Origin of the sequence: Kitasatospora sp. NPDC058184 (genome assembly GCF_042883725.1) — a bacterium.
In the GTDB taxonomy this organism is placed as follows: domain Bacteria; phylum Actinomycetota; class Actinomycetes; order Streptomycetales; family Streptomycetaceae; genus Kitasatospora.
The window spans coordinates 205,440-231,378 of the sequence record NZ_JBHVVE010000011.1; the positions used below are offsets into that span (position 1 = coordinate 205,440).

General features: G+C 74.3%; 26 protein-coding genes. 8 read left to right on the forward strand and 18 right to left on the reverse strand.

All coding sequences use genetic code 11. The annotated features are described in order from the left end of the window. The first annotated feature begins 234 nt into the window (after nucleotides 1-234). A complete protein-coding gene (locus tag ACFVXH_RS22685; RefSeq protein ID WP_387826516.1) occupies nucleotides 235-1,071 on the forward strand; it encodes a rhomboid-like protein in 837 nt (278 codons plus the stop codon). Here ACFVXH_RS22685 and ACFVXH_RS22690 read toward each other — a convergent pair. The 9 genes from ACFVXH_RS22690 to ACFVXH_RS22730 all read right to left on the reverse strand — a co-directional run bounded on the left by ACFVXH_RS22690 (nucleotide 1,025) and on the right by ACFVXH_RS22730 (nucleotide 10,367). After that, the gene (locus tag ACFVXH_RS22690; protein ID WP_079272594.1) at nucleotides 1,025-1,912 is read right to left on the reverse strand and encodes a YhjD/YihY/BrkB family envelope integrity protein; all 888 of its coding nucleotides are present in this window, start codon (nucleotides 1,910-1,912) and stop codon (nucleotides 1,025-1,027) included. The genes ACFVXH_RS22685 and ACFVXH_RS22690 overlap by 47 nt on opposite strands. Nucleotides 1,913-2,183: 271 nt before the next feature. After that, nucleotides 2,184-2,564, reverse strand: a complete 381-nt coding sequence (locus ACFVXH_RS22695; protein ID WP_074004838.1) for a VOC family protein — start codon at nucleotides 2,562-2,564, stop codon at nucleotides 2,184-2,186. Nucleotides 2,565-2,665: 101 nt separating this feature from the next. Next, complete coding sequence (locus tag ACFVXH_RS22700) at nucleotides 2,666-3,823, reverse strand: methyltransferase (protein WP_387826520.1); 1,158 nt, start codon at nucleotides 3,821-3,823, stop codon at nucleotides 2,666-2,668. A gap of 284 nt (nucleotides 3,824-4,107) precedes the next feature. Then, complete coding sequence (locus tag ACFVXH_RS22705) at nucleotides 4,108-5,010, reverse strand: STM4011 family radical SAM protein (protein WP_387826523.1); 903 nt, start codon at nucleotides 5,008-5,010, stop codon at nucleotides 4,108-4,110. An 11-nt stretch (nucleotides 5,011-5,021) separates the two neighbouring features. Beyond that, nucleotides 5,022-6,356, reverse strand: a complete 1,335-nt coding sequence (locus ACFVXH_RS22710) for an STM4012 family radical SAM protein (RefSeq protein ID WP_387826526.1) — start codon at nucleotides 6,354-6,356, stop codon at nucleotides 5,022-5,024. After that, the gene (locus tag ACFVXH_RS22715) at nucleotides 6,353-7,195 is read right to left on the reverse strand and encodes an STM4013/SEN3800 family hydrolase (protein WP_387826679.1); all 843 of its coding nucleotides are present in this window, start codon (nucleotides 7,193-7,195) and stop codon (nucleotides 6,353-6,355) included. The genes ACFVXH_RS22710 and ACFVXH_RS22715 overlap by 4 nt, the downstream gene beginning before the upstream one ends. Nucleotides 7,196-7,224: 29 nt before the next feature. Beyond that, nucleotides 7,225-8,349 (reverse strand): STM4014 family protein, encoded by a 1,125-nt coding sequence (locus ACFVXH_RS22720; protein ID WP_387826529.1) that lies wholly within the window; start codon nucleotides 8,347-8,349, stop codon nucleotides 7,225-7,227. A 16-nt stretch (nucleotides 8,350-8,365) separates the two neighbouring features. Beyond that, nucleotides 8,366-9,307 (reverse strand): STM4015 family protein, encoded by a 942-nt coding sequence (locus ACFVXH_RS22725; RefSeq protein WP_387826532.1) that lies wholly within the window; start codon nucleotides 9,305-9,307, stop codon nucleotides 8,366-8,368. Nucleotides 9,308-9,389: 82 nt separating this feature from the next. Then, a complete protein-coding gene (locus ACFVXH_RS22730; protein ID WP_387826535.1) occupies nucleotides 9,390-10,367 on the reverse strand; it encodes an STM4015 family protein in 978 nt (325 codons plus the stop codon). A 201-nt stretch (nucleotides 10,368-10,568) separates the two neighbouring features. On the opposite strand from ACFVXH_RS22730, the gene ACFVXH_RS22735 reads away from it, so the two are divergent. The 4 genes from ACFVXH_RS22735 (at nucleotide 10,569) to ACFVXH_RS22750 (ending at nucleotide 14,269) form a co-directional block, all read left to right on the forward strand. Next, nucleotides 10,569-10,895: a hypothetical protein gene (locus ACFVXH_RS22735; protein ID WP_049652826.1), complete on the forward strand. Its 327-nt coding sequence runs from the start codon at nucleotides 10,569-10,571 to the stop codon at nucleotides 10,893-10,895. Nucleotides 10,896-11,023: 128 nt separating this feature from the next. After that, nucleotides 11,024-12,142, forward strand: a complete 1,119-nt coding sequence (locus ACFVXH_RS22740; RefSeq protein ID WP_387826538.1) for a DUF6745 domain-containing protein — start codon at nucleotides 11,024-11,026, stop codon at nucleotides 12,140-12,142. Nucleotides 12,143-12,257: 115 nt separating this feature from the next. Then, nucleotides 12,258-13,055, forward strand: a complete 798-nt coding sequence (locus ACFVXH_RS22745; RefSeq protein ID WP_387826541.1) for a MerR family transcriptional regulator — start codon at nucleotides 12,258-12,260, stop codon at nucleotides 13,053-13,055. Next, nucleotides 13,052-14,269 (forward strand): glycosyltransferase, encoded by a 1,218-nt coding sequence (locus ACFVXH_RS22750; protein WP_387826544.1) that lies wholly within the window; start codon nucleotides 13,052-13,054, stop codon nucleotides 14,267-14,269. The genes ACFVXH_RS22745 and ACFVXH_RS22750 overlap by 4 nt, the downstream gene beginning before the upstream one ends. A 99-nt stretch (nucleotides 14,270-14,368) precedes the next feature. Here ACFVXH_RS22750 and ACFVXH_RS22755 read toward each other — a convergent pair whose 3' ends face one another. From ACFVXH_RS22755 to ACFVXH_RS22775, 5 genes are all read right to left on the reverse strand, one after another. After that, nucleotides 14,369-15,007 (reverse strand): VC0807 family protein, encoded by a 639-nt coding sequence (locus tag ACFVXH_RS22755; protein ID WP_387826547.1) that lies wholly within the window; start codon nucleotides 15,005-15,007, stop codon nucleotides 14,369-14,371. Further along, nucleotides 15,004-15,666 (reverse strand): TetR/AcrR family transcriptional regulator, encoded by a 663-nt coding sequence (locus tag ACFVXH_RS22760; protein WP_387826550.1) that lies wholly within the window; start codon nucleotides 15,664-15,666, stop codon nucleotides 15,004-15,006. The genes ACFVXH_RS22755 and ACFVXH_RS22760 overlap by 4 nt, the downstream gene beginning before the upstream one ends. 78 nt (nucleotides 15,667-15,744) lie before the next feature. Continuing rightward, complete coding sequence (locus tag ACFVXH_RS22765) at nucleotides 15,745-16,518, reverse strand: class I SAM-dependent methyltransferase (RefSeq protein ID WP_074004829.1); 774 nt, start codon at nucleotides 16,516-16,518, stop codon at nucleotides 15,745-15,747. 771 nt (nucleotides 16,519-17,289) lie between these two features. Next, nucleotides 17,290-17,736: a tetratricopeptide repeat protein gene (locus tag ACFVXH_RS22770; RefSeq protein WP_387826553.1), complete on the reverse strand. Its 447-nt coding sequence runs from the start codon at nucleotides 17,734-17,736 to the stop codon at nucleotides 17,290-17,292. A 299-nt stretch (nucleotides 17,737-18,035) separates the two neighbouring features. Next, the gene (locus ACFVXH_RS22775) at nucleotides 18,036-18,527 is read right to left on the reverse strand and encodes a GNAT family N-acetyltransferase (protein WP_074004827.1); all 492 of its coding nucleotides are present in this window, start codon (nucleotides 18,525-18,527) and stop codon (nucleotides 18,036-18,038) included. 98 nt (nucleotides 18,528-18,625) lie between these two features. Between ACFVXH_RS22775 and ACFVXH_RS22780 the strand changes: the two genes are divergently transcribed. Next, a complete protein-coding gene (locus tag ACFVXH_RS22780; protein WP_074004826.1) occupies nucleotides 18,626-19,555 on the forward strand; it encodes a LysR family transcriptional regulator in 930 nt (309 codons plus the stop codon). 218 nt (nucleotides 19,556-19,773) lie between these two features. Beyond that, nucleotides 19,774-20,163 (forward strand): DUF4259 domain-containing protein, encoded by a 390-nt coding sequence (locus ACFVXH_RS22785; protein WP_074004825.1) that lies wholly within the window; start codon nucleotides 19,774-19,776, stop codon nucleotides 20,161-20,163. 146 nt (nucleotides 20,164-20,309) lie between these two features. Here the strand turns inward: ACFVXH_RS22785 and ACFVXH_RS22790 are convergent, their stop codons facing one another. The 3 genes from ACFVXH_RS22790 to ACFVXH_RS22800 all read right to left on the reverse strand — a co-directional run bounded on the left by ACFVXH_RS22790 (nucleotide 20,310) and on the right by ACFVXH_RS22800 (nucleotide 23,017). Next, nucleotides 20,310-21,881, reverse strand: a complete 1,572-nt coding sequence (locus ACFVXH_RS22790; RefSeq protein ID WP_387826557.1) for a SulP family inorganic anion transporter — start codon at nucleotides 21,879-21,881, stop codon at nucleotides 20,310-20,312. Further along, nucleotides 21,878-22,480, reverse strand: a complete 603-nt coding sequence (locus ACFVXH_RS22795) for a carbonic anhydrase (RefSeq protein ID WP_049653421.1) — start codon at nucleotides 22,478-22,480, stop codon at nucleotides 21,878-21,880. The genes ACFVXH_RS22790 and ACFVXH_RS22795 overlap by 4 nt, the downstream gene beginning before the upstream one ends. A 174-nt stretch (nucleotides 22,481-22,654) precedes the next feature. After that, complete coding sequence (locus ACFVXH_RS22800) at nucleotides 22,655-23,017, reverse strand: hypothetical protein (protein ID WP_049653423.1); 363 nt, start codon at nucleotides 23,015-23,017, stop codon at nucleotides 22,655-22,657. A 266-nt stretch (nucleotides 23,018-23,283) separates the two neighbouring features. Here ACFVXH_RS22800 and ACFVXH_RS22805 point away from each other — a divergent pair, with 266 nt between their 5' ends. Continuing rightward, the gene (locus ACFVXH_RS22805) at nucleotides 23,284-24,045 is read left to right on the forward strand and encodes a class I SAM-dependent methyltransferase (RefSeq protein WP_387826562.1); all 762 of its coding nucleotides are present in this window, start codon (nucleotides 23,284-23,286) and stop codon (nucleotides 24,043-24,045) included. A gap of 55 nt (nucleotides 24,046-24,100) precedes the next feature. On the opposite strand, the gene ACFVXH_RS22810 is transcribed toward ACFVXH_RS22805, so the two are convergent. Further along, nucleotides 24,101-25,702: an ABC-F family ATP-binding cassette domain-containing protein gene (locus ACFVXH_RS22810; RefSeq protein ID WP_387826565.1), complete on the reverse strand. Its 1,602-nt coding sequence runs from the start codon at nucleotides 25,700-25,702 to the stop codon at nucleotides 24,101-24,103. Nucleotides 25,703-25,939: the final 237 nt, after the last annotated feature.

Consider the following 25,939-nt stretch of genomic DNA (forward strand, 5'->3'; position numbering starts at 1 on the left):
GGTGCCCTTGCTCGGCGGTTCCCGGTACCGGCCCCGCCCGGTGCGTGGAGGGGAGGTCGCGACCGGGACGGTCCGAGCGCCAGCGTACGCGAGCGCCGTGGAGGCCGTCGGGGCCGGCGGCGGGGCGTGTGAGGTGGGCGGATTCCCGCGGGCTGCACAGGGACGGCGGGTGGCGGGTGGCGGCCGGGTCGGGCGGGGGCGAGGGTGAGGGGGAGGAGTGTCGAGGAGGTGCCGATGGCCGGCAGTACAGCCAGGGGCGCCAAGGCGCACCGGCGGCCCTGGTGGGCGCGTGCCGTCCACGCGGTGTGGGCCTATGTCCGGCGCGCGCCGGGTACCTACACCTGGCTGGCGGTCCTGCTCGTCACCACGCAGGTGATCCGGCACGTCGATCCGGCGACCGCGGACCGCATCCTGGAGCGGCGTTCGACCAACCTCCACCATCTCCAGGTGTCGCCGGTGCGTGTCCTGGTCACCAGCGCCCTGTGGATCGCGGGCGGCGGCTGGCCGTTCTACTTCCTGCTGTACAACCTCTTCCACGTGCCCGCCGAACGATGGCTCGGCACGTTGCGCTGGATCTCGGTGGCGGCGCTCGCGCACGTCGGCGCCACCTACCTCAGCGAGGGCGTGCTCGGCTGGGCGATCCACCGGGGGCTGGCCTCGCCGAGGGCCCTCTACACCCTGGACTACGGCGTCAGTTACGCGCTGGCCGGCGTGGTCGCGGTCCTCACCTACCTGATCGTGCGGCCCTGGCGGTACCTGTACGCGGTGGGAGTGCTGGTGGTCTACGGGCTGGGCGTGCAGCAGAGCCGGGACTACACGAGCATCGGCCACTTCAGCGCGGCGCTGATCGGGTTCGCCTGCTACCCGCTGACCCGGGACCGCCCGGGCTCCTTCGACCCGGTCGCCTCGGTCCGTGCGGTCTGTCGGCGGGTGCGCGGGCGGTCGGGTCGTCCGACGCCCGCGGCGCGTTCGTCGGGGTGGCGGGTGTGGCGGCCGACGCCGTTCCCGGTGCCGGGGCGGCTGGTCAGGTTCCGCGCCGTTCGGGGCCGGTCGGCCCCAGGTAGGCGCTGAGCGGCCTCTCCTGGGCCAGTACCGCGCCGGCCGTGATGGCGAAGGTGACGGCGATGCAGAAGGCGATCAGCCAGGACAGCACCATCAGCACCAGGCCCAGCGAGCCGTACTGGGCCAGTGAGCGGTTCAGTGCGATCGGCATGTAGATCCGGGCGGTCAGCGACATCGCGGTGGACGCGATGGCGGTGAGCAGCGCTCCCGGCACCAGGGACAACCAACGGATCCGTGCGCTCAACAGCAGACGGGCAGTCCACCACCAGACCAGGAAAGAGGCCGTGAAGGTCAGTGGCAGGCCCAGCCAGAGCCCGGCGCCGAAGCCGTTCCGCAGCACGCCCTGGAACAGCAGCACGACCACCCAGCAGGCGATCCACAGCAGCCACCGCCAGGCCGCGACCCTGGTGCCGGACTTCGGCAGCTGCCAGGCGTGTTCGCAGACCCGGGCGACCGCCCGACTGCAGCTCGTGCCGGACAGCAGTGCCATCAGCAGGCCGATGATCCCCGTGGTCTGCCGCAGGTCGCCGGGGCTGTACAGCGCCTGGCGCAGTTGCTCGGCGGAGGCGCCGGAGATGCCGAACAGCGAGCGCAGTGAGGAGTTCATCTGGTTCCGCACGCCCTCGGGGGCGAAGGCGGCCACGGCGAACAGGAGGGGGATGGAGGTCAGGAACAGCTGGGAGGCCATCCGGGTGGCGGAGTCCAGTAGGCCGGGGGAGAACAGGCGGGCGGTCAGCTCGGTGATCACCGGGAAGCGCCGCTCGGCCTCACTCCGTGCCCGCACGACCCGCATGCGGGCCAGGAGCAGCTGTTCCTTCCGGCGGCCGCGGGTGCCCCTCGGCAATCTCATCCCTCGGTCCTCCCGCATCCGGGCGGCGGTCCGCACCAGTCAAGGCGAGGCGGTGGCGGGCCGCCACCGGAGCGAGGCGTCCGGAGCGCCCGCGACCCGGGGGCCGCTCCATCGGCGTGGCCGTTCTTCGTGTTCGGGCGGGTCCAGCCTGGGATGGCCACCTGGCACCTGCTGCCGCTGCCCGGTCCGCTCCGTACGAGCGGGCCGGGCAGCGGCGCCGTGTCCGACGGGTGCGGTGCAGCGCTTGACGGGTGGGCCGGGTGCGGGACGGCTACTGGCCGACCCGCTGGGACACGCAGACGATGTTGCCTTCGCTGTCCTTGAACCAGGCCGCGCGCATGCCCTCGCCCTCGGCGACCCCGTTGACGGTCTGCAGACCGGGGAAGTCGTACTCCTCGAAGGTGATGCCGCGGGCGCGGAGGCCGGCCATCTCGCCGTCGAGGTCGGCGACCTTGAAACTGGCGAGGGTGTGGGCGGCCTGTCCACCGCTGGGAGTGCGGTAGACGGTGAACTGGGTGCCGCCACAGTCGCAGACGAACTCCTCCTCACCTTCCTCGGCGAGCTTGAGGCCGAGGGTGTCGGTGTAGAAGGCCTTGGCGCGGGCGAGATCGGTGGCGGGGATGACTGCTTGCAGCGGAGCGTCTCCAAGCATGGTGTTTCGCCTCCTCTCTGTCACCAGGCTAGGGACGTGCGGGCCGGGTCGCCCGGTGGGTGCAGGGCTGCTTCGGGCTGTGTGCGGCAGGTCGCCGGGAGTCATGCGGGGGTCAGCCTCCAGAGCGAGGTGACCTCCGCGGCGCGGGCGGTGTGGAGGAGGGGGTCGGCCCGGTCGGGGGTGGTGGCCCTCGGGTGGCGGGGGACGGTGTCGAGGCGCCCGGTGACGCGCAGCCCGGCTCCGGAGACGGCACCGAGCAGATCGGCGCGGGAGCGCAGGCCGAGGTGTTCGGCGAGATCGGAGAGGACGAGCCAGCCCTCGCCGCCGGGCAGCAGACGGTCGGCCAGGCCGTCGAGGAAACCGCGGAGCATGCGGCTGCCCGGGTCGTAGACGCCCTCGTCGAGCGCGGAGCTCGGCCGGCCGGGCAGCCACGGGGGATTGCAGACGACCAGGGCGGCCCGGCCGCGGCCGGGAGGGTAGAGGACGGTGCCGGCGGTCTCGATGCGGTCGGCTAGACCGAGCCGGTGGGCGTTGTCGCGGGCGCAGGCGAGGGCGCGCGGGTTGGCGTCGGTGACCAGGACCTCGTGCAGGCCGCGCCGGGCGAGGATCGCGGCGAGCACACCCGTGCCAGTGCCGAGGTCGTAGGCGGTGGGGTGGCCATGGGCGGCCGGCGGCAGCGGCGCCCGGGCGACGAGGTCGACGTACTCGCCGCGGACGGGTGAGAAGACCCCGTAGTGCGGGTGGATGCGGGCGCCGAGGGCCGGGACCTCGACGCCTCTGGTGCGCCACTGGTGGGCGCCGATCACACCCAGGAGCTCGCGCAGGGACACGATTCTGTTGTCAAGGAGCGGTCCGTAGGCCGCCCGGCAGGCCTCGCGGACGTCGAGCGCCCGGTGGAGCCGGACGCGATGATCCGCGCCGAGCGGTACCAGCAGCATGCCCAGGACGCGCGCGAGGCGGGCGCGCTCCCGACGGTGCTGCCGGAAGGCCTCGGCCGAGGAGCCGGGGGCGGATCGGGGCCGGCGCCGCTCGGCGCGGCGGCGCATGGCGTGCAGGAGGCGGAGCGCGCCGGGGTAGTCGCCCTGCCAGAGCAGGGCGGTCCCCTCGCAGGCCGACCGGTAGGCGGCCTCGGCGCGCAGGGTGTCGTCGGCGGCGATCAGGCGGCGCGGCGGGGGCGTGCCGTTCTCGCTGTGCCAGGGTGCGGGCAGGACGGAGGTGGTGGGCAGGGTGACGATGCTTGGCCGGTGGGTGTCGGACACCAGGGGTTCCTCGTGGTCGAACGTGCAAGGGGACACGAAGAGCACTTCGACGAGGAGGCGAGCAGCAGGCGCGTCGGGCCGTGGCGCCGCCGGGAGGGCGGGCGCGGGCGTCAGGCCGGGTGCGGCTCGCGCGTCGAAGCGCGAGCCGGGGTGTCACCGAGCACGAGGCCCGGCACGACGGCGAGCCGTATGCCACTGATCATCTGCGGGCCTCCCTTCCGAACCAGCTGGTCCTGCGCGGTTGTTCGTACGCTTTCACACAGAGTGGTCGACTGGCAACCGATTTATGACCGGCCCCCGGACCAGCCGTGCGGCACGCGCTCCAGCACGCCCGCGCCGAACAGCTCGTACAGCGGCAGCGTCTCCAGGTGGACGTAGCCGATGTGGCAGTCGCAGACCGGCAACGGGCAGGCTCGCGGCAGCAGGTGCGCGCGGTAGCTGCCGTCGTAGAGGTTGCCGAGGACGTCCCGGACGAAGTGGCAGCGGCGCACGGTGCCGTCGCCGTCCACCGACAGTACGGACTCCCCGGTGCGGCACGGCAGCCCGGCGCTGGGGTGGGCGTGCCGGCTGTAGCCGAAGTGCGGGTCGACGGCGGCCCATTGAGCGGCCTCGGCGTCGGTGTAGCCGAGGCCCTCGGCGGCATTGACCCACAGGTAGACGCCCTCGGGGAGCTCGGCGCGCAGCCGGCGGGCCTCGGCGAGGTGCTCGGGTTGGCCGACGACGCCGACGCTGTAGCGCACGCCGAGTGCGTCCAACTCCTGGCACTTGGCGAGGAAGCGCTCGCGGGTGACCTGGCCGGGGTGGAAGGTGACCCAGAGGGCGAGGGTGTCGAGGTCCGCCTCGGCGAGCCAGCCCGTGCGGCAGCTGAGGTTGGTCTGGATCGCGACCCGGCGGACGTGCGGCAGGCGGCTCAGCTCGACCAGCGCGCGGCGGTACCAGGACCGCACCAGCCCCTCGCCCCAGGGGGTGAACAGCAGCGACAGGGTGTCGCCGGTGCCCGCGCGCCCGGCGGCCCAGCCGGTGAAGCGCTCCAACGCGGCCCGGTCGGACCGCAGTTGCTCCGGGCTGTCGCGCCGCTTGGCGAACGGGCAGTACGGGCAGTCGTAGTCGCAGGAGGCGAGCGGGCCGCGGTAGAGCAGGGTGAGGCTCCGCGCCCCGTCCTCCGGCAGCGGTGAGGCGGAAGGCATGCCGAGGAAGGTCATTTCGCCTCGTACGCCGCCATCAGGGCCCGGACCTCGGGCGAGAACAGCATCGGCCCGGCGGCGTCCGAGTGCGCCAGCCCCTCCGGGCTGAGCCGCAGGAACTCCGCGTCGCCGTCGTCGAGCCATCCGCGCTCCGCGAACTCGGCCAGCTCCGCCGGGAAGTCCTCGGCCGGTGAACTGCCGAACCGGGCACGGTAGTCCGCCAAGGGCAGGCCCTCGGCCTGGAGCAGCGACTGCACCAGGTGCCGCCGGCGTGGCTCCGCGCCGCCCATCCGGTGGCCCACCTCGGCACGGTGGAAGTCCTCGGTGGCGACGTAGTCGTCGATGATGCCGCGCACCTCGGTGGCGTTCACCGCGTAGTCGAAGGAGTAGTGCAGCTGGGAGGTGTAGGAGCGGGCGCCGCAGCCCAGGCCGACCATGCCGTCGGTCTGGCAGGCGTACTCGCCCGCGCCGGCCTGCGGGGAGGCGGCGCGGCGGAACATCCGCATCGACACCTGCTGGTAGCCGTGGGCGAGCAGGTGGTCGCGGCCGGATCGGTAGAGCGCGAGCCGGCGCGCGTCCCAGGCGGCCCGGCTCTCCTGCTCGCCGCGCCGGGCCAGGCCGGTCAGCGGGCGGACGTACAGCGGGTAGAGGTACAGCTCCTCGGGCTGCCAGGCGAGCGCGGTGTCCAACGAGCGGAGCCAGCTCGCCTCGGTCTGGCCGTCGATGCCGTAGATGAGGTCGATGTTGAGCACCGGGAACCCGGCCGCGCGGATCCGGCCGAGGGCGGCCTCCACCTCGGACCGCTTCTGCGGGCGGACGGCGGAGCGCGCCTCGGCGTCGTCGAAGGACTGCACGCCCAGGCTCAGCCGGGTGGCGCCCCGGGCGGCGAGCACCTCCAGCCGGTCGGCGGTCGCGGTGGCGGGTGAGGCCTCCACCGAGAGGGGTATCGCCCGCAGGTCGGCGCCCATCCGCCGCTCGGCGATGTCGCACAGCCGCTCCAGCTCACCGGCCGTCAGATAGGTGGGCGTGCCGCCACCGAACGCGGCCAGGGCGAACCGGGCCCCGTCGTCCAGCGCCGCGCGCACCGCCGTGGCCTGGCGCTCCAGGGCGTCCAGGTAGGCCGTGGTCAGGCCCTCGGGGCTGCCGATCCGGGTGAACAGGTTGCAGAAGCCGCAGCGGACCTCGCAGAACGGGATGTGGAGGTAGAGCGAGAGCGCGTGCTGCGCCTCGCCGGCCCACAGCTCGTGCAGCGGCGGGCGCTCGGGCAGCGGGCGGTAGGCCGTCTTGTGCGGGTACGCGTAGACGTACGACTGGTACGGCGAGTCCGGGCGCGGGGGTGCGGTGGTCATGCGCGCTCCTCGGAGGTCGTGGCGGTGCCCGCCGCTCGGGCGGGGAGGGTGAAGTGCGCGTACGGGACCGACCAGACCACCTCGTGGCCAATCCGGTGGCCGGTGTAGCCGTCCTCGCCGTAGGCGGTGCCGTGGTCGGAGCAGACGATCGCGAAGCAGGGGCGGCGGGCGCTCATCGCGGCGAACAGCCGGCCGATGTGCGCGTCCACGTACTCCAGAGCCGCGGCGTGGGTGGCCCGGGAGTCCCCGTGCTCGCGGGTGGCTCCGGGCAGGTGGAACCAGTTCGGCTGGTGCAGCGCCGAGACGTTCAGGAAGAGGAACAGCGGCTGGTCGGCGGACTGTTCGGCGGCGACCCGCTCGGCCCGGGCGACCTGCTCCTCGAAGGACGTCGGCGAGGCCACGCCCAACCCGGGCGCCCAGTGGCTCTCCTGGAAGAGGCCCGGCAGCACCGAGCCCAGCGGGCCCTGCTTGTTGAAGAATCCGACACCGCCGATGCACACCGTGCGGTACCCGGCCGCGGCCAGGGCCGTCGGCAGGTCGGGGGCGTCGAAGACCCAGGTGCGCGGGGCGGTGCTCTCGGAACCGGCGAAGCGGGCCGCGAACAGGCGCGGGTGCGGGCCGTCCGGGGAGGCGGGCGTCGGCAGGAAGCCGGCCAGGATCGCCTGGTGGGAGGCGTAGGTGAAGCTGCCGGGCGAGTGCCGGTGCTCCCAGCGGCCGCCGGGGAGGACGGCGGCGAGGTTCGGGATGCGGCCGGCGGCGGCCAGCTCCTCGGCGACGTCGAGGCGGAGCGTGTCGAGGGTGACGAGCAGCAGGTCGTGGCTGCCCACGACGGCGTTCATGTCGGGGGACGGGAGGGTGGTCGGGTGGTTCATCGAGCGGGTTCCGTGATCTGGTGGTCCGTCGCCGCGGGCGACGACGGGGAGGGGGCGGTCAGCGCGGCCAGTTGGGCGCCGTAGGTGTCGAGGCCCTCGGCGGGGCCGCCGGGCAGGCCGGTGAGGTTGGGGAGCAGGTCGCCGAAGGCGTTCACCTCGCCGACCAGGGCGCGCCGCCAGCCGGTCGTGGGCAGCACGTCGACGCCGACCATCGGTGAGCCGGGGAAGCAGGCCGCCGCGCGCTCGGCCGTCTCCAGCAGGGCCGGCCAGGCCGGCCCGGCGGCCTCCCGGGCCTGGTCGAGGCTGCCGCGGGCACCGCCGAGGTGCAGGTTGGTCATCGGCTGGCCGCTGGTGCGCACCACGGCGTGGGTGGCGCGGCCGGAGACCACCACGACCCGCAGGTCCGCCGAGCGCCCGGACTGCGAGGCCTTCGGGATCCACTGCTCGACGTGCAGCCCGTCCGGTGCCAGGCCGTCGACGATCGCGGCGACCTCCCGCTCGCCACGGTAGCGGCGCACCCGCAGCGAGTTGTGGAGCCGGCCGTCGGCCAGCTCCACCGAGGTGGTGGCCTGCAGCTGCCCGCGCGGTCCGAACTCCAGGGCCATCACCCCGGAGGCGGAGGAGCCGTGCGCCGGCTTGACGAAGACCCGGTGCAGGCCGGCCTCGGCGAGGCGCCCGCGCAGGTGCTCCCAGCCGGCGACCTCGCCGCCGAGCGCCCTGGGCACCGGCACCCCGGCCCCGGCGAGCAGCGCGTGGGTACGGCGCTTGTCGAACATCACGGCGACCTCCTCCGGATCGCCGAGCAGCCGTACGCCGGGCCGGGCGGCCAGCCCGCGCAGCGCGGCCATGACCCCCGCGTACCAGACGGCCGTGCCCTCGACCCTGGTCGGGGCGTAGCCGGGGCCGAGCGCCGGGCCGCGCAGCAGCCGGTCGACCTCCGGCTCCTCGCCGGGCGACTCGATGCGCAGCAGACCGCCCTCGGGCAGCCGGTACCGGCCGCGCAGCACGTCCAGCCAGGGCAGGACGGCGGGCTCGGGCAGCCCGGCGGCCCGGGCGGCGGCCGCGAACAGCGTCACCCGTCGGTGCCCCGGGTTGCCCAGGACGGTCAGTCGCACGGTCATCGCCTCCGCCGCCCGCCTACTCGGAGACCGAGACGTAGCGGTCGTCCTCGTCGTCCGGGTCGTCACCCTCGGCCTCGTCGAGGTCGACCCCGACCCCGGGCAGGGCCTCGGACAGACGCTCCTGCATCGCGTCGCTCAGGTAGTGGTGGTGCAGGTCGAGGGAGTTCAGGTGGGTGAGGGGCTGGCCCTCCAGCAGGGCGGTGGCGCCCTCGTCCGTCAGCACGCCCATGGAGAGGTCGAGCGACTCCAACCGGGCGACTATCGGGGCGTGGGCGAGGGCGGCGGCGATCTCGTCCTGGAACTCGCTGTTGGACAGCCCGAGGTGGCGCAGCTTCGGCAGCCGGGAGCCGTCCAGGAACGGCGCCAGGTCGTCCATCGTGGCGTCACCGCCGTACTCGTCCACGCCGAGCCAGAGGTCCAGACGCTCCAGTGCGGGCAGCTCGGAGGCGGCCACCGCGCGCACCACGGTGGCCGGCAGGCCGCCGGACTCGAAGCGCAGGCTGGTCAGGGCGTCGTGACGGACCGGATCCAGGCCGAGGTCCGTACCGCCGCGCACGGCCAGCGACTTCAGCGCGGGGAAGGCGGCCAGCAGCGGGGTGACATCGTCCATCACCAGCCAGGAGACCTCGCACTCGTCGTAGGTCACCTCGGCGAGGAACAGCGCCTCCAGGGCGGGCAGGCGCCCGGCCTCGGCCGTGAGGGCCTCGATCACCGGGCCGACGGAGCCGTAGCCCTCGGCCCCGTTCCACCAGGGACCGATCACCAGGGCACGGACGCTCGCCGGATCGACGTCCTGGAGGAAGGACTGCCAGAGCTGGGCGAAGTCCTGCTCGGAGCGGTACGCGAGGGCGAGCCGCCAGGCGACGCTGTCGGCGGCGGGCCGCGGCCGGGTGTCGTCGGGGGCGAACTCGTGGATCGGCAGCTCGTGGAAGCGTTCGATGTGGCGGGAGATGGACATGTCGGATCCTGGTCGGTCGGGGTGGGCGAGTACGCGGGCTGTCGGGCTGTCGGGCTGTCGGGCGGGCGCGGGGCGTTGACGACTACTCGGCCACGGCCACGTAGCGCCACTGGTCGTCGGGCTTGCCGGGCTCGGAGAGGTCGACCTCGACACCGGCCAGGGCCTGGCGCAGGCGCTGCTGCATCTCCTCGGTGAGGTAGTGGTGGTGCAGGTCGAGGGAGTTCAGGTGGGTGAGGGGCTGGCCCTCCAGCAGGGCGGTGGCGCCCTGGTCGGTCAGCACGCCCATGGAGAGGCTGAGCGACTTCAGCCGGGCGACCACGGGCGCGTGTGCCACGGCGGCCGCGATGTCGTCCTGGAACTCGCTGTTCTGGAGGCCGAGGTGGCGCAGCTTGGGAAAGCGGGTGCCGTCCAGGAACAGCGCGACGTCGGCCATCGTCGCGTCGCCGCCGTAGTTGTCCACGCCCAGCCAGAGCTCCAGCCGCTCCAGGGCGGGGAAGTCACAGCCGGCCACCGAGCGCACGACCGAACCCGGCAGGCCGCCGGCCTCGAAGCGCAGCGCCTCGAGGGCCTCGTGCCGCAGCGGCTTCAGGGCCAGACCGCCCTTGCCGTCCCAGTCCTGCGAGGCGCCGCGGACCACCAGCTCGGCCAGCCGCGGGAAGGCCGTCAGCAGCGGCGTGATGTCGCACTGCTGGATCCAGGAGATCTCGCACTCCTCGAAGGTGATGTCGCCGACGAACAGGGCGCGCAGGGCGGGCAGCCGGCCGGCGGCGGCGACGATCGCCTCCATCGGCTCCTGGAAGCCCTCCGGCTCCTCCGGGGACCACTGGCCGATCACCAGGGCGGTGACCCGCTCGGTGTCGACGGCGCCGAGGAACTGCTCCCAGCGTTCGGCGAACGTCGCCTCGGACTCGTAGTCGAGCTTGACCCGCCAGGCGGCCGAGGCCGCGTCCGGCAGTTCGAGGGCGCCCGATCCGCCCTTCTCCTCGGCCTCCTCCAAGGCCTCCACGAAGTCGAAGACGGGAAGGCCGTGGAACCGCTCGATGTGGTCGTTGACAGTCATGCGCTGCTCCTCTGGGGTCTGGGCCGAACAACTGTCTACCAGCCGGGACTGACAATCCGGCGGCCGGGTCGCCGTCCGGGCGCGTTGTCAGACCCTTGCTCTATGTTCGGGTCCTGGCTCCGGAGAGTGACCGCGGCGGACGCGGCGGAGCCATGGGTTCCGGCGTCCGCCGGAGCCCCTCCGTACGGCGAGGGAGGACTGATGTACCGCCAGGGCGATGTGCTGATCGTGCCGGTAGAGGAGGGCGCGGTGCCGCCGAGGGTGGTGGAGCTGGCCGTGCAGCCCCGGGACGCGCGGGGCCGGATGGTGCTCGCGCTCGGCGAGGTCACCGGGCACGCGCACGCCGTGGTCGGCCCCGGCGAGCTGCGCCGGGAGACCGGGCCGTTCGGCGCGGGCTGGCTGCACCTGCCCGAGGGCGGCCGGGTGGTGCACGAGGAGCACGCGGCGATACCGCTGCCCAAGGGCTGGTACCGGGTGGTCCGCCAGCGCGAGTACGTGCCGGGTGCGGTGCGGATGGTCGCGGACTGACGACCGCTCCGCCCGCCGTACGGGGGTCGGCGGGCGGGTGCGGACATGAGGGTGGAGCGCGGCCGTGACCGCGGCACGGAACGGGAACGGACGGCCGGGCGGGGAGCCCGGCCGGGAACGGAGCAGGGATGGAGACGGTGATCCACGACGAGGTCCACGGCGACCGGGCGCAGGCGCGGGAGCTGCCCGGGCCGGTCGAGGTGACGGCCCGCTGGCGGGCGGCCGCGGCGGCCACCGGAGCGGGCGACCGGGCGGCGGCCGAGCGCGCCGTCCGGGCCGCCTACCGGGCGGCCGGGCTGCCCGAGCCCGCGGCGATCCGGTGGTTCGGCTCGCCGCTCGCCGCGACCGGGGCGGCGCTGGAGCTGCGGGCCGCCGGGGCGGAGAGCGTGCGCGAGGCCGTGCGCACCAAGCCCTGGGAGGAGGCCAGGCGGCGGGCCGTCGAGCAGGTCGGCGCCGCCGGGTGGGCGGGCCACTGGGCGCTCACCGGGGGCGAGCTCGGCCCGGTCACCACCCCGCTCGCCGACCGGCTGCGCAACGCGGTGCTCGACCGGCTCGCCCCCGAGGCCGACCGGGAGGCCGACGCCGCGGTGGCCGAGGAGGCCCGGGCCCGTCGCACCACCGTCCGGCTCGCGCTGCTGGACGCCGTGCGCGGTCAGCACGACGCGCCGTGGTTCGCCGCCTTCGAGGCCGCCGGGGCGAGCGCCGACGCCGTCGCACCACTGGCCGAACTGGCCCGGGAGGTCGGCTGGTGGTGGCCGTACCGGGACGTGGCCCTGCTCAGCGACCGGCCGACCGGCCTGCACCGCGACGAGGCCGGGCGGCTCGACCGGGCGGACGGGCCCGCCCTGGAGTACGCCGACGGCTTCGCCCTGCACGCCTGGCGCGGCATGCCCGTCCCGCCGGAGTTCCTGGCCGGCCTGGCCGAGGTGACGGCCGAGCGGATCCGCACCGAGGAGAACGCCGAGCTGCGCCGCGTCCTGCTGGAGCACTACGGCTACGAGCGCTACCTGGCCGACTCCGGCGCCGAGCCCGTCCACCGGGACGAGACCGGCGTGCTCTGGCGGATCGTCCTGCCCGACGACGAGCCGGTGGTGATGGTCGAGGTGGTCAACTCCACGCCCGAGCCGGACGGCACCCACCGCACCTACTGGCTGCGCGTCCCCCCGAGCACCCGCACCGCGCGAGCCGGGGTCGCCTGGACCTTCGGCATACCCGAGACCGCCTACCACCCGCAGCGCGAGACCTGACCGAGGACGCCGTCCGGCATCCGGAGCAGGCCCCTGAGCTGCGCGTGTTGACCCTTACCCCACGTCAGGCCGCACGGTGGGGGCGCAGCGAACGCACGGATGATCGGAGGGACGCATGAGCTGGTCGGTGGGCCAGGTCTCCGGCTTCGCCGGGGTCACGATCCGGACCCTGCACTACTACGACCGGTCCGGGCTGCTCACGCCCAGTGAGCGAAGCCCGGCCGGCTACCGGCTCTACAACGGCGCGGACCTCGCCAGGCTCCAGCAGATCCTGTTCTACCGGGAACTCGGCTTCCCGCTCGACGAGATCGCCGACATCCTGGCGGACCCGCAGGCCAACGCCCTCGACCACCTGCTGGCGAGACGACACGCCCTCACCGAGCAGATCGCCCGGCTGCAGAAGCTGGTCGACGTCGCCGAGCGGGCCATCGAGGTCCAGCGCACCGGGGTCGAGCTGAGCCCGGAGGAGCGCTTCGAGGTCTTCGGGGACGTCGTCTTCGACCTCAGCTACGCGGCCGACGCCCACCTCAAGTGGGGCGAGCGGGACAGCCACCAGGAGGCCCTGGCCCGCGCCGCCACCCACTCCAAGGAGGACTGGCGGCAGCTGATGGCGGAGGCCGCGGAGTGGCGCGGCCGACTACTGGAGGCCTTCGACCGGGCACTGCCGGTCGACCACCGGACGGTGCTGGACCTCGCCGAGCAGCACCGGCAGCACATCACCCGGTGGTTCACGCCCTGCCCGCCGGAGATGCACTGCCGGATCGCCGACGACTACGAGGCGGACGCCCGCGCCTTCGCCCTCGTCGTCCCGCCGGCCGAGCAGCGCCCGGGGTTGGCCGGCTACCTCCGTGCGGCGATCGGCGCCAACGCCGAGCGGCGCAGCGGGAGCGACCCCGAGGAGGAGGCTCGATGAGAATCCTCGTCACGGCCGCCGGATCGCACGGCGACGTCGCCCCCTACACCGGTCTCGGGGCGTACCTGCGCGGTGCGGGGCACGAGGTCGCGCTCGCGGCGCCCGAGACCTTCCGCGAGCTGGTGGCCGCCAGCGGCCTCGACTTCCGCCCGCTCCCGGTCGATCCGCGCGGGGCGGGCACCGGTCCGACGGGCGGGCGCTCCGAACTGCTCGCGCGGGCCGCGGCGTTCATCGGGAAACTGGGTGACGGGCTCGCGGACGCCGCCGCACCCGGAGCCGATCTACTCCTGCTGAGCACCACCACCGCGCCGCTGGGCTGGCACCTCGCGGAGGCGATGGGCGTCCCCAGCATCGGGGTCTACCTGCAACCCACGCTGCCGACGCGGGAGTTCCCGCCGGTCGTCGGGGGCGGCCGCTCGCTGGGGAGCTGGGGCAACCGGGTGGCGGGCGCGCTCGGCCAACGGGTCGTCGACCGCCTGCACGCCGGGGCCGCACACCGCCTGCGGTCGCGGCTGGGCCTCCCGGCGCTCTCCCAGACCGCGCGCCGGCGGGCCGTGGAGCGGGCGTACTGGCCGGTGCTGCACGGCTTCAGCCCGACCCTCGTTCCGCGCCCGGCCGACTGGCGGCAGGGGCTGCGGGTGGTCGGCAACTGGTGGCCGTACGTGGCGGAGGACTACGGCCTCCCGGCCGAGGTCGAGGACTTCCTGCGGGCCGGGCCGCCGCCGGTGTTCATCGGCTTCGGCAGCATGGCGGCGGGGCGGGGCGAGCGGCTGAGCGCCCTGGCGCTGGAGGCCCTGCGGCGGGCGGGAGTCCGGGGCGTGGTGCAGGTCGGCTGGGCCGGGATCGCCGGGGAGGGCGACGACGTGCTGACGGTCGGCGAACTGCCGCACGCCCGGCTCTTCCCGCGCATGGCGGCGGTCGTGCACCACGCGGGTGCGGGCACGGCGGCTGCGACGCTGCGCGCGGGCGTGCCGAGCGTCCCGGTCCCGGTGACGGCGGACCAGCCGTTCTGGGCCGACCGGCTCCGCCGGCTCGGTGCCGCCACCGCTCCCGTCCGGTTCGCCGACCTGACCGCCGACCGGCTGGCGCAGGCCATCCGTCAGGCCGTCGAGGAGCGGCGACTGCGGGAACGGGCGCAGGAGGCGGCCCGCGCCCTGGCGAAGGAGGACGGCGCGGGCCGGGTCGCGGAGGCGGTGGTGGTGTTGGGCGGGTAGCGGAGGAAGCGCGGACGGCCCGGCCCCGTTCCGGTCAGGCCCGCAGGCCGTGGCGCCTGGTGTACCGGAGGAAGCGCGGACGGCCTGGCCCCGTTCCGGTCAGGCCCGCAGGCCGTGGCGCCTGGTGTACCGGAGGTGGAAGACGAGCAGCGGCGCGGCGATCACCGGCCAGCACAGGTTCATGGCCGCCGGGGCGGTGTCGATGGGAAGGAGGTACGCGAAGGCCAGTTGGGCAAGGGCGTTGAGCAGGCTGGCCGCGCCCCAGACCGCGGTGAGCACCCGGACGCCGTGACGGAACGCGGAGTCCTGCTCCCAGCGTGCCTCCCAGGCACGCAGCCCGTCCTCGCCCGCCTTGGCCTGCACGAAGGAGCGGAAGACCACCATCAGCGCCGGACGCCCGTAGCCGACGGAGGCCAGCAACCAGACCCCGAGGAGCCCGCCGAGCATGCCCGTCCAGGCCTCGCGGATCAGCAGGGTGCGGGCGTCTCCGGTGAGAATCGAGAGCACCAGACCGAGGGCGATCATGCTGAGGATCAGCAGGGCCAGGAAGTCGACGCGGCGGGTTCGGACCAGCCGTACCACCACGGTGACCGCAGGTACGGCGGCGGACCACAGCAGGGCCCACCACTGGTCCGCGCCTGCCGAGCGCAGCCCGTAGTAGACGGCGAGAGGGAGGACGAGATCGATCAGCAGGGGTAAGAGGAGGGCGGTTCGGCGCGGGGCGGCGTGGAGGGTCACTTCGTCTCCTCGGTCCCGGCCCCGGCCTCGGTCCCCGTCGCGAGGGCGAAGAGGGTGACCAGCTCGCGCCCGTAGGCGCGGACGTCGAAGTCGTCCCCGGCGGACAGCCGGTTGGCGGCCGCATCGATCGAGGCGCGGATCGCCAGGGCCATCACCTCGGGGTCGAACGGCCGGAAGTCACCGCTGAGCTGTCCGTCCCGCAGGTGTCGGACCAGCAGCGAGACGGGGGTGTCGAAGCCGGCGGAGCTGACCAGCGGGCTGCCGTCCTCCCGGCGGGCGTTGGCGAGGACGTCCACCAGCGCCCGTACCTCGACCGGGTGTTCCGCCAGGAACTCCAGGTTCGCCTCGATGTAGGCGGCCAGCCGCGCGGCGGGCGCGGGCCGGGCATGGATGCGCGGCTGCATGAAGGCCTGCGCCGACTCCTGGACGGAGTCGACGAGGGCCTGGAAGAGGTCCTCCTTGTCCTGGAAGTGGTACGAGATCAGCCGCACGCTGGAGAGCTTCGCCCGCTTGGCGATCTGCGCGAACGAGGCCCGGGCGTAGCCGAGTTCGGCGACGGTCCCGATCGCGGCGGCGACGATCTGGGCGCGTCGGGCATCAGTGGTGACGCTCCGGCCGGAGGCGGGGGCGTCAGGAGAGGAGTCAGGATTTACTCGCATGAGTAAAAATTAACATGGATCGGCAAAAGTGGAGGCGCAAAAGGGCCCTGCCACGGCAGGCCGTTGCGTCCGCGCAGGTCAGGGCGTCCGGGCGATCAGGACGGGCTGGAAGAAGCCGGTGTCGGCGGGCTGCTCCCAGCGGATGCCGGCCAGGCCGGCCTCGGCGGCGAAGGCGCTCAGCTCGTCCTGGGTGAGCGCCCAGTACGTGGAGCGGCGGACTGCGACCCGCCACTCGTCGGCCTCGTCCGGCAGCAGCCGGAAGAGCTCCAGGTCGTACCGCTCGCCGTCCTCGTGCCACTGCCAGAGCTGGAAGAGGACCGACCGTCGGCCGCCGTGCTCGGCGGTCTGCGGCGGAGTGGAGGCGGGCCGGGTGCGGCGCAGCTCGTCGTACGGGCGGGTGGTGACCAGGAGCAGTCCGCCCGGGCGCAGGACCCGTCGCATCTCACCGAGCGCGGCGCGGACGTCCTCGGCCGTGAGCAGGTGGGGCAGCGCGTTGTCGGCGCAGACGACGACGTCGAACCGGCCGTCCGGGAAGGGGAGTTCCCGCATGTCGGCGGCGGCGGTGGGCAGCCGGAGGCCGCGCTCGGCGGCCTCTGCGGTGGCGCGGGCGGCGGCGACCGGGCTCAGGTCGGTGCCGGTGACGCGGTGGCCGAGGGCGGCCAGGCCGATCGCCTGGGTGCCGATACCGCAGGCGCAGTCCAGCACCTCGGCGGGGCCGTCGCCGAGAGCCGCGCGGACCACGGCGTCCAGCGCGGAGCCCTGACGGGCGAGCGAGGCGTTCCAGTCGGCGTAGAGGAGGTGGTAGTCGTCGGCGAAATCGTCGTAGAAGCGGCCGAGGGCGGACTGGCTCATGGTGTCAGGACCTCCAGGGGGCGTCGGCGGGAGCGGAAACGGTTCGCGCGGCGCCATCATGGCGCGGCCGTACCGGCGGTGAGTACCCGTTTTTCGGGGCCGTCACGGAACCGCCGAGAGGTGGGGGCGGGGAACGGTGGCCGCTGGACGGCCGGCCGATCCACCGGCAGGACGGCGCCTACGCCGCCGCCATGATGCGGACGAGTGCACCTTCGACCAGCTGGTCATCGACGCCCAGGTCGAGGCCGTGTCCGTGGACGGTTGGGACTTCTCCTGGCTGGGGGCCCCGGGCGGGCTATCGGTGGTGCCAGTCGGGCGGCTGGGCACGGGGGCAGGGACCCTGGGCGTCCAGACCGGTGACGGCGAGGTGCCTGCGGGCACCGGGCGGCTGGACGGGCGCCCGTCCGTGCTCGTCGCCACCGAGCCCTGGTCGCCCAACCCGGACCGCGCCACGTGGTTGCTGAACCCGCTGGGCGCCGGGGCTGCCGAGCATGCGTAGCGGGAGGGCGTTCAGCGTGCTGATGAGCTGACCGCGCAGCAGGAAGCGTCGGACCGTGAGCCGGTGGGGCCGGCCGACGCCGGGCCCACCGGGCCCGGGTGCCAGGCGAGATCGGGCGGCGGCCGGCCCAAGTCCGAGGAGCTGCCGACGGCGTCGGCCGGGCGCGTAGCGGCCGCTGCGGGGCTCGGACCGGGCTCGACGTCGTCGTGGTTCCTGCCCGGCCCCGGGCGGTCAGGGGTGGGGTTCCGGGTGGCTCGCCCGGTGGCAGGCTGTCAGGAGGTGACGGCGCCCGGGCGGTTCAGGTCGGCCCGAGTCCTCAGGAACCCGAGGTACTTGGGGTCGTCCTCCTCGAAGATCTCGGGCCCGCCTCCCATGAAGGCCCTGATCAGCTCGTCCGCGGCGCGGTCGTGGTCGCCCAGCTCGAAGGCGGTCTGACCCAACCGTAGGTGGACGTACGGATTGCCGAGTCCGTCGGGGCACTGGACCGCGTTGTGGAAGCACTTGTAGGCCCTGTCGTGGACGCCCAGTCGGAAGTGCACGTCTCCGATCGCGACGTAGATCCAGGTCGCGGCCGCCCATGCGCGGTGGTCGCCCGGCAGCAGCCGAAGGGCTTCGAGGTAGCGCTGCTTGGCCTCGGCGAACTCTCCCAGTCCGACCAGCGCATCACCCTCCTGGCACAGGGCCCTGATCTCTGTAGGAATCCCGTCGGGCAACTCCACGGTCGTCCCCCCGTCCTGAGGTGCTTCGCGCGCACCGGGCGCGTCACGTTCCTCGATGCTCCCGAACCCCGGGCCGTGATCGTACCGGTGGGCTGCCGGGCCGCTGCCACGGCCGCCGCTGCTACCGACGGGCCCGTCGCTGCCGAAGGGCCCGTTGCCGCCGACGACGGCACCGCTGGGTCACGAGTCACCGCCGTCACGACCGTGGTGACCACCGTCCATGCCGACCTCCTCCGTTCACGCGTCCGTCCGCACCGCAGGTGCAGGCGCGGGCGCGGTACGGACGGGCGGCACGGGCCTCAGCCCAGTTCCATCAGTATGTCGGCGCGGGCGTAGTAGTCGGCCACCGGGAGCCGGTCGCGGGTGATTCTGACGAACCCGGCGTCCTCGTAGAGGTGGACGGCGGGGGCCAGCCTGCTGTTGGTGCCGAGGAACAGCCTGGTCCCGCCGAGTTCGCGGGCCCGGTCGATCGCGGCGGCCACGAGCAGGCGGCCGATGCCACGCCCCTGCGCGTCGGGGTCCACGGCCATCTTCGCCAGCTCGAACACGGCGTCGGGGTGGGCCAGGAGCGCCACGCAGCCCACGACGGTTCCGCTGTCCGGCTCGCGGGCCAGGAGCACGTCGCCGCCCGGGTCGACGATGCGGCCGAACGGATCCCCGAGCACGGCCCGGTCCGCCTCCTCCAGGGTGAACAGTCGCGCGATCCACTCCTCGTTCAGCGTGCGGAACGCCTCGGCGTCGCTCGGCGAGGCGATCGAGGAGACCACGGGCGGGGTTGAGGCGTACGGCACGGGGCGGGTTCCTTCCCTGGATGGCACCACGTCAGCCTGCGGCCGCGCCCACCCAGGTGTCCAATACGTACGCCGGCCGCCATCCATAGGCTGAAGATATGGATCAGCGAATCGAGCTCCGGCACCTGCGGTACTTCCTGGCGCTGGCCGAGGAGTTGCACTTCGGTCGTGCCGCCCGGCTGCTGCACATCGCCCAGCCGGCCCTGTCCCAGCAGATCAGGCAGTTGGAGAGGATCGTCGGTGTCGAGCTGTTCCGGCGGACCTCCCGGAGCGTCCGCCTCACGGACGCCGGAGTGACGTTCCGGCCGCGGGCGAGGGACATCCTGGGCCGGCTGGCCGCCGATCTGGACGAGGCCGGCCGGGTCGGCCGCGGTGAGGCGGGCCGTCTGGACGTCGCCTTCATCACCTCCGCCACCGCGATCGTCAGTGAACGGCTCCGCGCCTTCTCGCTCCGCCGCCCGGACGTCCAGGTCAGGCTCCACGACGGCTTCACCGTCGACGTCCTGACAGCCCTGGAACGCGGCACGGCCGACATCGGGATCGTCCGGGACGCCGAGGAGCGCGACGACATCGACCTCGCGCTCCTGGCGACGGAACGGTTCGTCGCGGTCGTCCCCGCCGACCACCCCGCCGCGCGGGGGGAGCGGGTGCAACCGGCGGCGCTGGCCGCCGACCCCCTGATCCTCTTCCCGCGCTCGGCGGGGGCCCGCGCCTTCGACGTGAACACCCGGCCGATCCGGGACACCGGCAACGAGGTCAGGGTCGCGCAGGAGTGCTCGAACTGGCACACCATCACCATGCTGGTCGCCGCCGGCCTGGGTGTCACCATCGCCCCCCACAGCGTCACCACGCTGCTTCCCGAGGGCGCCCGGAGCCTCGAACTCGACGGGCCCTCCGCCGTGAGCCGGGTCTTCCTGGCCACCCGCCGGGGAGACGACCGCCCCCTCGTGCGGGCCTTCGTCGCGGTGTCCGAATCCGTGGCGGGCCGGGGTGAGCGGTCGAACGACGGGGGAGCGTGGGCCCGTTGAGCGGTCCGGCCCCTCGGCCGCCGGAAGGCCCTGTCGGTGTCTCCGGAGCCGGAGCCGGAGCCCGAGCAGTCGCCCGAGCCCGAGCCCGAGCCGTCGCCCGAGCCGGAGCCAGAACCGTCGCCTGAGCCGTCGCCGCGACCGGACGGGCCGCCCGGCGGTGTCAGTGCCGCCTGCTTCGATGGCGGGGACAGACGGCGGCACCCTTCAGAGGAGACCTCGTGGGCACGTGGGGCAGTGGGAACTTCGAGAGCGACACGGCGCTGGACCACCTGTCGGTCCTCATCGACCGGCTCGTCACCGAGGTCGCCGAGGCGATGGCCGGCGATCCCGTCGAGCTCGAACCGGACGAGTACTGGGGCGTCGCCGTGCCGTGCAATCTGGAGCTGCTGTACGTCATGGCGCGGGCCGGCCACGGTGTCCACCAGCTGCCGGAAACCGACGTGATCACGGGCTGGAAGGCGGCGTTCATGGCCGTCTGGGAGCGGACCGTCGACGACCTGGAACCCTCCCCGGGCTACAAGGACGATCGCCGGTCGGTACTGAACCGCACGTTCGACCAGCTGGCCGAGGTCACCGCCGGGGTCGGGGCGGAGGAGTCCGGACGGTAGCGGAACGCCCGGCCGGCGCCGGCCGGGACACCGCGACGGTCGACGGTCGGCTCGGTGAACCGCCGCGGGCTGCTCCGCGAGGGCGCGTCGGCGGGTGGGCGGGGCGCTCCGTGAACCGCCCCGCCCACCCGCCGTCCGTCCGACCGTCAGGCGCTCATGACCAGTGGCGGCTTCAGCCGCACGTCGGTGCTGCCGCGTGCGGTGTGCTGGTCGGCCCAGGTGAGCAGGGCGCTGCGGCAGGCGTGGTCGAGGTGGCGCAGTTCGCTCCAGTCGAGGTCGACCGCGCGGTCCGTCGGCAGCGACTCCAGCGTGTCCAGCAGGCGGGGCAGCCGCAGGAAGGTGGCGTTGCCGCTCAGCCGGACCTGCAGCGGTCGACCGTCACCGTCGTCGGTGAGATCGATGTGCAACCGGGAGGTCTGCCAGGCGCTCTTGGCGACGGCGAGGGCCACCCCGAGCAGCACGCCCTCGAAGAGGTTGGTGACGACGATCGCGCCGGCGGTGGCGGTCAGCACCACGACCTCGCCGCGGTGTGCCCGCCACAGGTCCGCGCCCTGCCGCAGCGGGATCAGCTTGCCGCCGGCGTGGATGAGGACGCCGCCGAGGACGGCGAGCGGGATCAGTCCCAGTGCGGCGGGCAGCAGCGCGGCGAACAGCAGCAGCCAGACACCGTGCAGGACGCGGGAGGTCCTGGTCCGGGCGCCGGCCTGGACGTTGGCGGCGCTGCGGACGATCACGGCGGTCATCGGCAGCGCGCCGAGCAGCCCGCACAGGGCGTTGCCGACGCCCTGGGAGGTGAGCTCCCGGTCGTAGTCGGTGCGGCGTCCGTCGTGCATCTGGTCGACCGCGGCGGCGCTGAACAGGCTCTCGGCGGAGGCGATGACGGCGAACGCGAGCACGGTGCCGAGGCCCGCCGCGCTCGCGACGGCCCCGAAGCCGTCCGCGGTCGGGACGGCGACGGCGCCGAGCAGGCCGTCCACGTCCACCCTGGGGACGTCCAGGTCGAACAGCGCGGTCGCACCGGCGGCGAGGGCGACCGCCGCCAGCGGGGCGGGCACCGCGCGGACGGGGCCGGGCAGCTTCTTCCAGCACGTCAGCAGGGCCACCGTGGCGGCGGTCATGAGGACGGCGGTCATCGCGGCCCGGCCGGTCAGCCAGTCGCCGAGCAGCGCGGGGAGCCCGGCCACCTTGGCGGGGCCGGTGCCCGGCGCGGAGCGGCCCGAGACGGCGTACAGCTGGCCGAGGATCAGGATGAGGCCGATCCCGGCGAGCATGCCGTGGACGACCGACAGGGAGATCGCGCGGAACCAGCGGCCCATCCGCAGCAGGCCCATCGTGACCTGGAGGACCCCGGCGGCGAGGACGAGGGGCCCCAGGGAGGCGAGCCCGAACTGCTGGACGGCGTCGTAGACGAGAACGGTCAGTCCGGCGGCCGGCCCGCTGACCTGGAGGCTGCTGCCGGGGAGCAGGCCGACGACCAGGCCGCCGACGATGCCGGTGATCAGGCCGCGTTCGGCCGGCACGCCGGAGGCGACGGCGACGCCCACGCAGAGCGGGACGGCCACCAGGAAGACGACCAGCGAGGCGGGCAGGTCCTGGCGCCAGTGCGCGAAGGGGCCGCGCGGCGCGGACGCGGCGGAACGGTCGGAGCCGTCGGGAAACCGGTTGCGGCCACGGAGCCCGGAGCGGTCGGGGATGCGGTTGCGGTCGGGCGTGTTCACAGCGGCAGGAACCCCCGGTCCGAGCCGGCCAGGACGGTGCCGGTGTGCACCTCGTAGTACCAGCCGTGCAGGCGCAGGGTGCCCTCCGCCAGGCGGCGGGTCACGCCCGGGTAGGTGTGCAGCCGGTCGAGCTGGGCGAGCACGTTGCGCTGTACCGGCCCCGCGACGTCCGCCTCCTGGTCGTGGGCCGGAACGGGGGCGAGGTGGCGGGTCGGCGGAGCGGCGTGCTCGAGCCAGGTCCGCACGGCGGGGACGGGGGCCAGGTCCTCGGCCCGGACGAGGGCACCGATGGCCCCGCAGTGGGAGTGCCCGCAGACGATGATGTCGGGGACCCTGAGGATGTCGACGGCGTACTCGATGGTGGCCGCCTCACCGCTGGGGGCGGTGGTGTCGTAGGCGGGGACGATGTTCCCGGCGGTGCGCAGCTCGAACAGCTGCCCGGGGCGGGATCCGGTGATCAGGGCCGGAACCACGCGGGAGTCGGAGCAGGTGATGAACAGGGCTTCGGGGGCCTGCCCGGCCGAGAGCCGGCCGAGGTCGTGGCCGCTGGTGGCGAGCCGGTGCGGGAAGACGCGGGCGTGCGTCACGAGGGACTGCATGAGAGGTCTCCTTCTGCCCGCCCGGGTGGTGCCGGGCGGGGAGCTGCTGTCATGGGGCAGCGGCGGGCTGACGCGGGTGCGGCGGATCGTCGGCCGAGGGCATGGCGGGGCCGCGCGTGCCCGTACCGGGCGCGCGCCGGATCGCGTGCGGGGAGCGTCAGCTCGCGGGAGCTGTCAGCAGCGGAACACCTGGAGGCGCGCGAGCGCGGCCGGTCTCGACCCGTTCGCTTCCGGTACCGGCCCGGTGGGCACCGTGGCGGGTGTGGCCGCGACGCCGGTGCCGACGGGGGCGAGGAGGGCCGTGCGGACGGCCGTGCCGCCGCACGCGCGGTGGCGGACCGCGGCCCGGCCGGTCAGGGCCTCCGCGGCATGGTGGGCCTTGCAGGTCGGGTCCCCCTCGGCAGCTGCCGCGGGTTTCGGCAGCGGCTCGGCGGCGTACGCCTGGGCGCCGGTCCCGAGGACGGCGAACAGGGCCGAGACGAGCGCGGCGAAGAGAAGGGCGAGCCGCTTGCCGCGCGAGATGCGCCGTGCCGTCACCGCCGCCTCCCCTCGGGTCCGTTGCCGATCACCGTCGTCCCCCAGCGTACCGACGGTGTGTAACCACGACGTTAGCTCCGGGCTCCGCCGAGGTGAGATTTCCCCAACATCGCGTGAAGGTTCTGTCGGGGCCAATCGAGCTTCTTCCACAGGAATATGAGGATCCGTCATCAATTTTCGGAAGCCGCGGTCGATGCAGTGGCCGGCGGCGTCTCGGTCGAGGGAATCCGCTGGCCGGGCGGTGGACCCGCCGCCATGATGCGGACATGCGTACCTTCGAAGAGCTGATCGCCGAGGCGGAGTCCGTGTCCGTGGACGGCTGGGACTTCTCCTGGCTGGAGGGCCGGGCGACCGAGGAGCGGCCCTCCTGGGGTTACCAGCGGCTGCTGGCGGGACGGCTGGGCGCGGCGACGGCGGCGCTGGACGTCCAGACCGGCGGGGGCGAGGTGCTCGCGGGCGCCGTACGGCTGGGCGGGCGGCCGCCCGTTCTCGCGGCCACCGAGTCCTGGCCGCCCAACCTGGCCCGCGCCACGCGGCTGCTGCACCCGCTGGGCGCGGTGGTGGTCGCGGACCCGGACGAGCCGCCGCTGCCGTTCGCCGACGGGGCCTTCGACCTGGTCAGCAGCCGGCACCCGGTGCGGGCCTGGTGGACGGAGATCGCCCGGGTGCTGCGCCCCGGTGGCACGTACTTCGCCCAGCACGTCGGCCCGGCGTCGGTCTTCGAGCTGGTCGAGTACTTCCTCGGGCCGCAGCCGGAGGCACGGGAGGGCCGCCGCCCCGAAGTGGAGAGTGCCGAGGCGCGGGCGGCCGGGCTGGAGGTGGTGGACCTGCGGTCCGAGCGGCTGCGGACGGAGTTCCGGGACATCGGCGCGGTGGTGTACTTCCTGCGCAAGGTGGTCTGGATGGTCCCGGGCTTCACCGTCGAGACCCACCGGGACCGGCTGCGCGAGCTGGACGGGCGGATCCGCGCCGACGGGCCGTTCGTCGCCCACTCGGCGCGCTTCCTGATCGAGGCGCGCAAGCCGTAGCCGGGCCGGGCCGGCCCGCCCGCCGGGAGGAAGCCCGGCGGGCGGGCACCAACCCTCAGGACTGCGTGACCAGGTCCAGGTAGGTGTCGTGCCAGAGGTCCTCGTCGCCGTCCGGGAGGAGGAGCACGCGGACCGGCCGGAGTGCCTCGATGGCGTCCGGGTCGTGGGTGACCATCACGATCGCGCCGGGGTAGCCGCCGACCGCGGCCAGGACCTCCGTGCGGGAGGCCGGGTCGAGGTTGTTGGTCGGCTCGTCGAGCAGCAGCACGTTGGCGCCGGAGTGCACCAGGGCGGCCAGGGCGAGCCGGGTCTTCTCGCCGCCGGACAGTACCCCGGCCGGCTTGTCGGCGTCGTCGCCGCGGAAGAGGAACGCGCCCAGCACGTGCCGCAGTTCGCCGTCGGTCAGGCCGGGCGCGGCCGCGGCGAGGTTGTCGCGCACGCTGAGCGCCGGGTCGAGGGTGTCGTGCTCCTGGGCGAAGTAGCCGAGCCGCAGGCCGGTGCCGGGGACGACGCGGCCGGTGTCCGGGGCCTCCCGGCCGGCCAGGACGCGCAGCAGGGTGGTCTTGCCGGCTCCGTTCGGGCCGAGCACGACCAGCCGGCTGCCGCGGTCCACGGCGAGGTCCAGGCCGGTCAGCACCGGCCGGCCGCCGTAGGACTTGGCGAGGCTGATCGCGCCCAGCGGCATCCGGCCGCACGGGGCGGGCTCGGGCAGCCGGATCCGGGCGGTGCGTTCGGCCTGCCGGACGGGTTCGAGCTCGGCGAGCATCCGGTCGGCCCGGCGGGCCATGCTGCGGGCGGTGGTCGCGGTGGCGACGTTGGCCCGCATCCGGTCGGCCTGGGTGTGCAGGGCGGCGGCCTTGCGCTCGGCGTTGGCGCGCTCCCGGGTGCGGCGGCGCTCGTCGGCGGCGCGCTGGGCCAGGTAGGTCTGCCAGCCGGTGTTGTGGACGTCGATCGTGGCGCGCTGCGGGTCCAGGTGGAAGACCCGGTTGACGGTCTCCTCGAGCAGTCCGAGGTCGTGGCTGATCAGGACCAGTCCGCCGCGGTGGGTGGCGAGGAAGCCGCGCAGCCAGGCGACGGAGTCGGCGTCCAGGTGGTTGGTCGGCTCGTCCAGCAGCAGGGTGCCGTGGTCGGCGAACAGGATGCGGGCCAGTTCGACCCGGCGGCGCTGACCGCCGGAGAGCGTGCCGACGGGGGAGTCCATCACCCGGGTGGGCAGGCCGATCCCGGCCGCGATCCGGGCCGCCTCGGCCTCGGCGGCGTAGCCGCCCCGGGACTGGAACCCGGCCTCGGCCCGGACGTACGCGTCCATCGCCCGGCGCTCCTCGGCGGGCGACCCGGCCCGGGCCATCGCGGCCTCGGCGGCGCGCACGGCGCGGACGGCGGCGTCCAGGCCGCGGGCGGACAGGACGCGGTCGGTGACGGTGGCCGACGGGTCGGCGGCGCGGGAGTCCTGCGGGAGGTAGCCGACGGCCCCGGTCCGGGTGACCGTGCCGGCGGCGGGCGCGAGCTGCCCGGCCAGGGTGGCGAGCAGGGTGGTCTTGCCGGCGCCGTTGCGGCCGACCAGGCCGATCCGGTCGCCGGGGGCGATGTGCAGGGTGACGTCGGACAGCAGCAGGCGGGCGCCGACGCGCACGTCGACACCACGGGTGGTGATCATGGGATAACGCTCCGAAAAAGCTTGCGGACACACGGGTGGCGTGGAAGTGGGTCCGCGAGCTAGGAAATTCGGGGCGTAGACATGTCGGGCAGGCTATCGGGCGGGCGGAGCGGGCGCATCCGAATTATCCGGGCGACGAAGCGGACGGCTCGGAGCGGGGCGGCACGGTTGCGGATACCCGGTTTCGGCCACCCCGCCGGGCCGATGGCGCACGAGGCCGCCTTGTCGTGGCCACGC

Coding starts and splice junctions, on each gene's coding strand:
- ACFVXH_RS22685 (WP_387826516.1), top strand. CDS start 235: ATGGCCGGCAGTACAGCCAGGGGCGCCAAGGCGCACCGGCGGCCCTGG.
- ACFVXH_RS22690 (WP_079272594.1), bottom strand. CDS start 1,912: ATGAGATTGCCGAGGGGCACCCGCGGCCGCCGGAAGGAACAGCTGCTC.
- ACFVXH_RS22695 (WP_074004838.1), bottom strand. CDS start 2,564: ATGCTTGGAGACGCTCCGCTGCAAGCAGTCATCCCCGCCACCGATCTC.
- ACFVXH_RS22705 (WP_387826523.1), bottom strand. CDS start 5,010: ATGCCTTCCGCCTCACCGCTGCCGGAGGACGGGGCGCGGAGCCTCACC.
- ACFVXH_RS22710 (WP_387826526.1), bottom strand. CDS start 6,356: ATGACCACCGCACCCCCGCGCCCGGACTCGCCGTACCAGTCGTACGTC.
- ACFVXH_RS22715 (WP_387826679.1), bottom strand. CDS start 7,195: ATGAACGCCGTCGTGGGCAGCCACGACCTGCTGCTCGTCACCCTCGAC.
- ACFVXH_RS22720 (WP_387826529.1), bottom strand. CDS start 8,349: ATGACCGTGCGACTGACCGTCCTGGGCAACCCGGGGCACCGACGGGTG.
- ACFVXH_RS22725 (WP_387826532.1), bottom strand. CDS start 9,307: ATGTCCATCTCCCGCCACATCGAACGCTTCCACGAGCTGCCGATCCAC.
- ACFVXH_RS22730 (WP_387826535.1), bottom strand. CDS start 10,367: ATGACTGTCAACGACCACATCGAGCGGTTCCACGGCCTTCCCGTCTTC.
- ACFVXH_RS22735 (WP_049652826.1), top strand. CDS start 10,569: ATGTACCGCCAGGGCGATGTGCTGATCGTGCCGGTAGAGGAGGGCGCG.
- ACFVXH_RS22740 (WP_387826538.1), top strand. CDS start 11,024: ATGGAGACGGTGATCCACGACGAGGTCCACGGCGACCGGGCGCAGGCG.
- ACFVXH_RS22745 (WP_387826541.1), top strand. CDS start 12,258: ATGAGCTGGTCGGTGGGCCAGGTCTCCGGCTTCGCCGGGGTCACGATC.
- ACFVXH_RS22750 (WP_387826544.1), top strand. CDS start 13,052: ATGAGAATCCTCGTCACGGCCGCCGGATCGCACGGCGACGTCGCCCCC.
- ACFVXH_RS22760 (WP_387826550.1), bottom strand. CDS start 15,666: ATGCGAGTAAATCCTGACTCCTCTCCTGACGCCCCCGCCTCCGGCCGG.
- ACFVXH_RS22765 (WP_074004829.1), bottom strand. CDS start 16,518: ATGAGCCAGTCCGCCCTCGGCCGCTTCTACGACGATTTCGCCGACGAC.
- ACFVXH_RS22780 (WP_074004826.1), top strand. CDS start 18,626: ATGGATCAGCGAATCGAGCTCCGGCACCTGCGGTACTTCCTGGCGCTG.
- ACFVXH_RS22795 (WP_049653421.1), bottom strand. CDS start 22,480: ATGCAGTCCCTCGTGACGCACGCCCGCGTCTTCCCGCACCGGCTCGCC.
- ACFVXH_RS22805 (WP_387826562.1), top strand. CDS start 23,284: ATGCGTACCTTCGAAGAGCTGATCGCCGAGGCGGAGTCCGTGTCCGTG.
- ACFVXH_RS22810 (WP_387826565.1), bottom strand. CDS start 25,702: ATGATCACCACCCGTGGTGTCGACGTGCGCGTCGGCGCCCGCCTGCTG.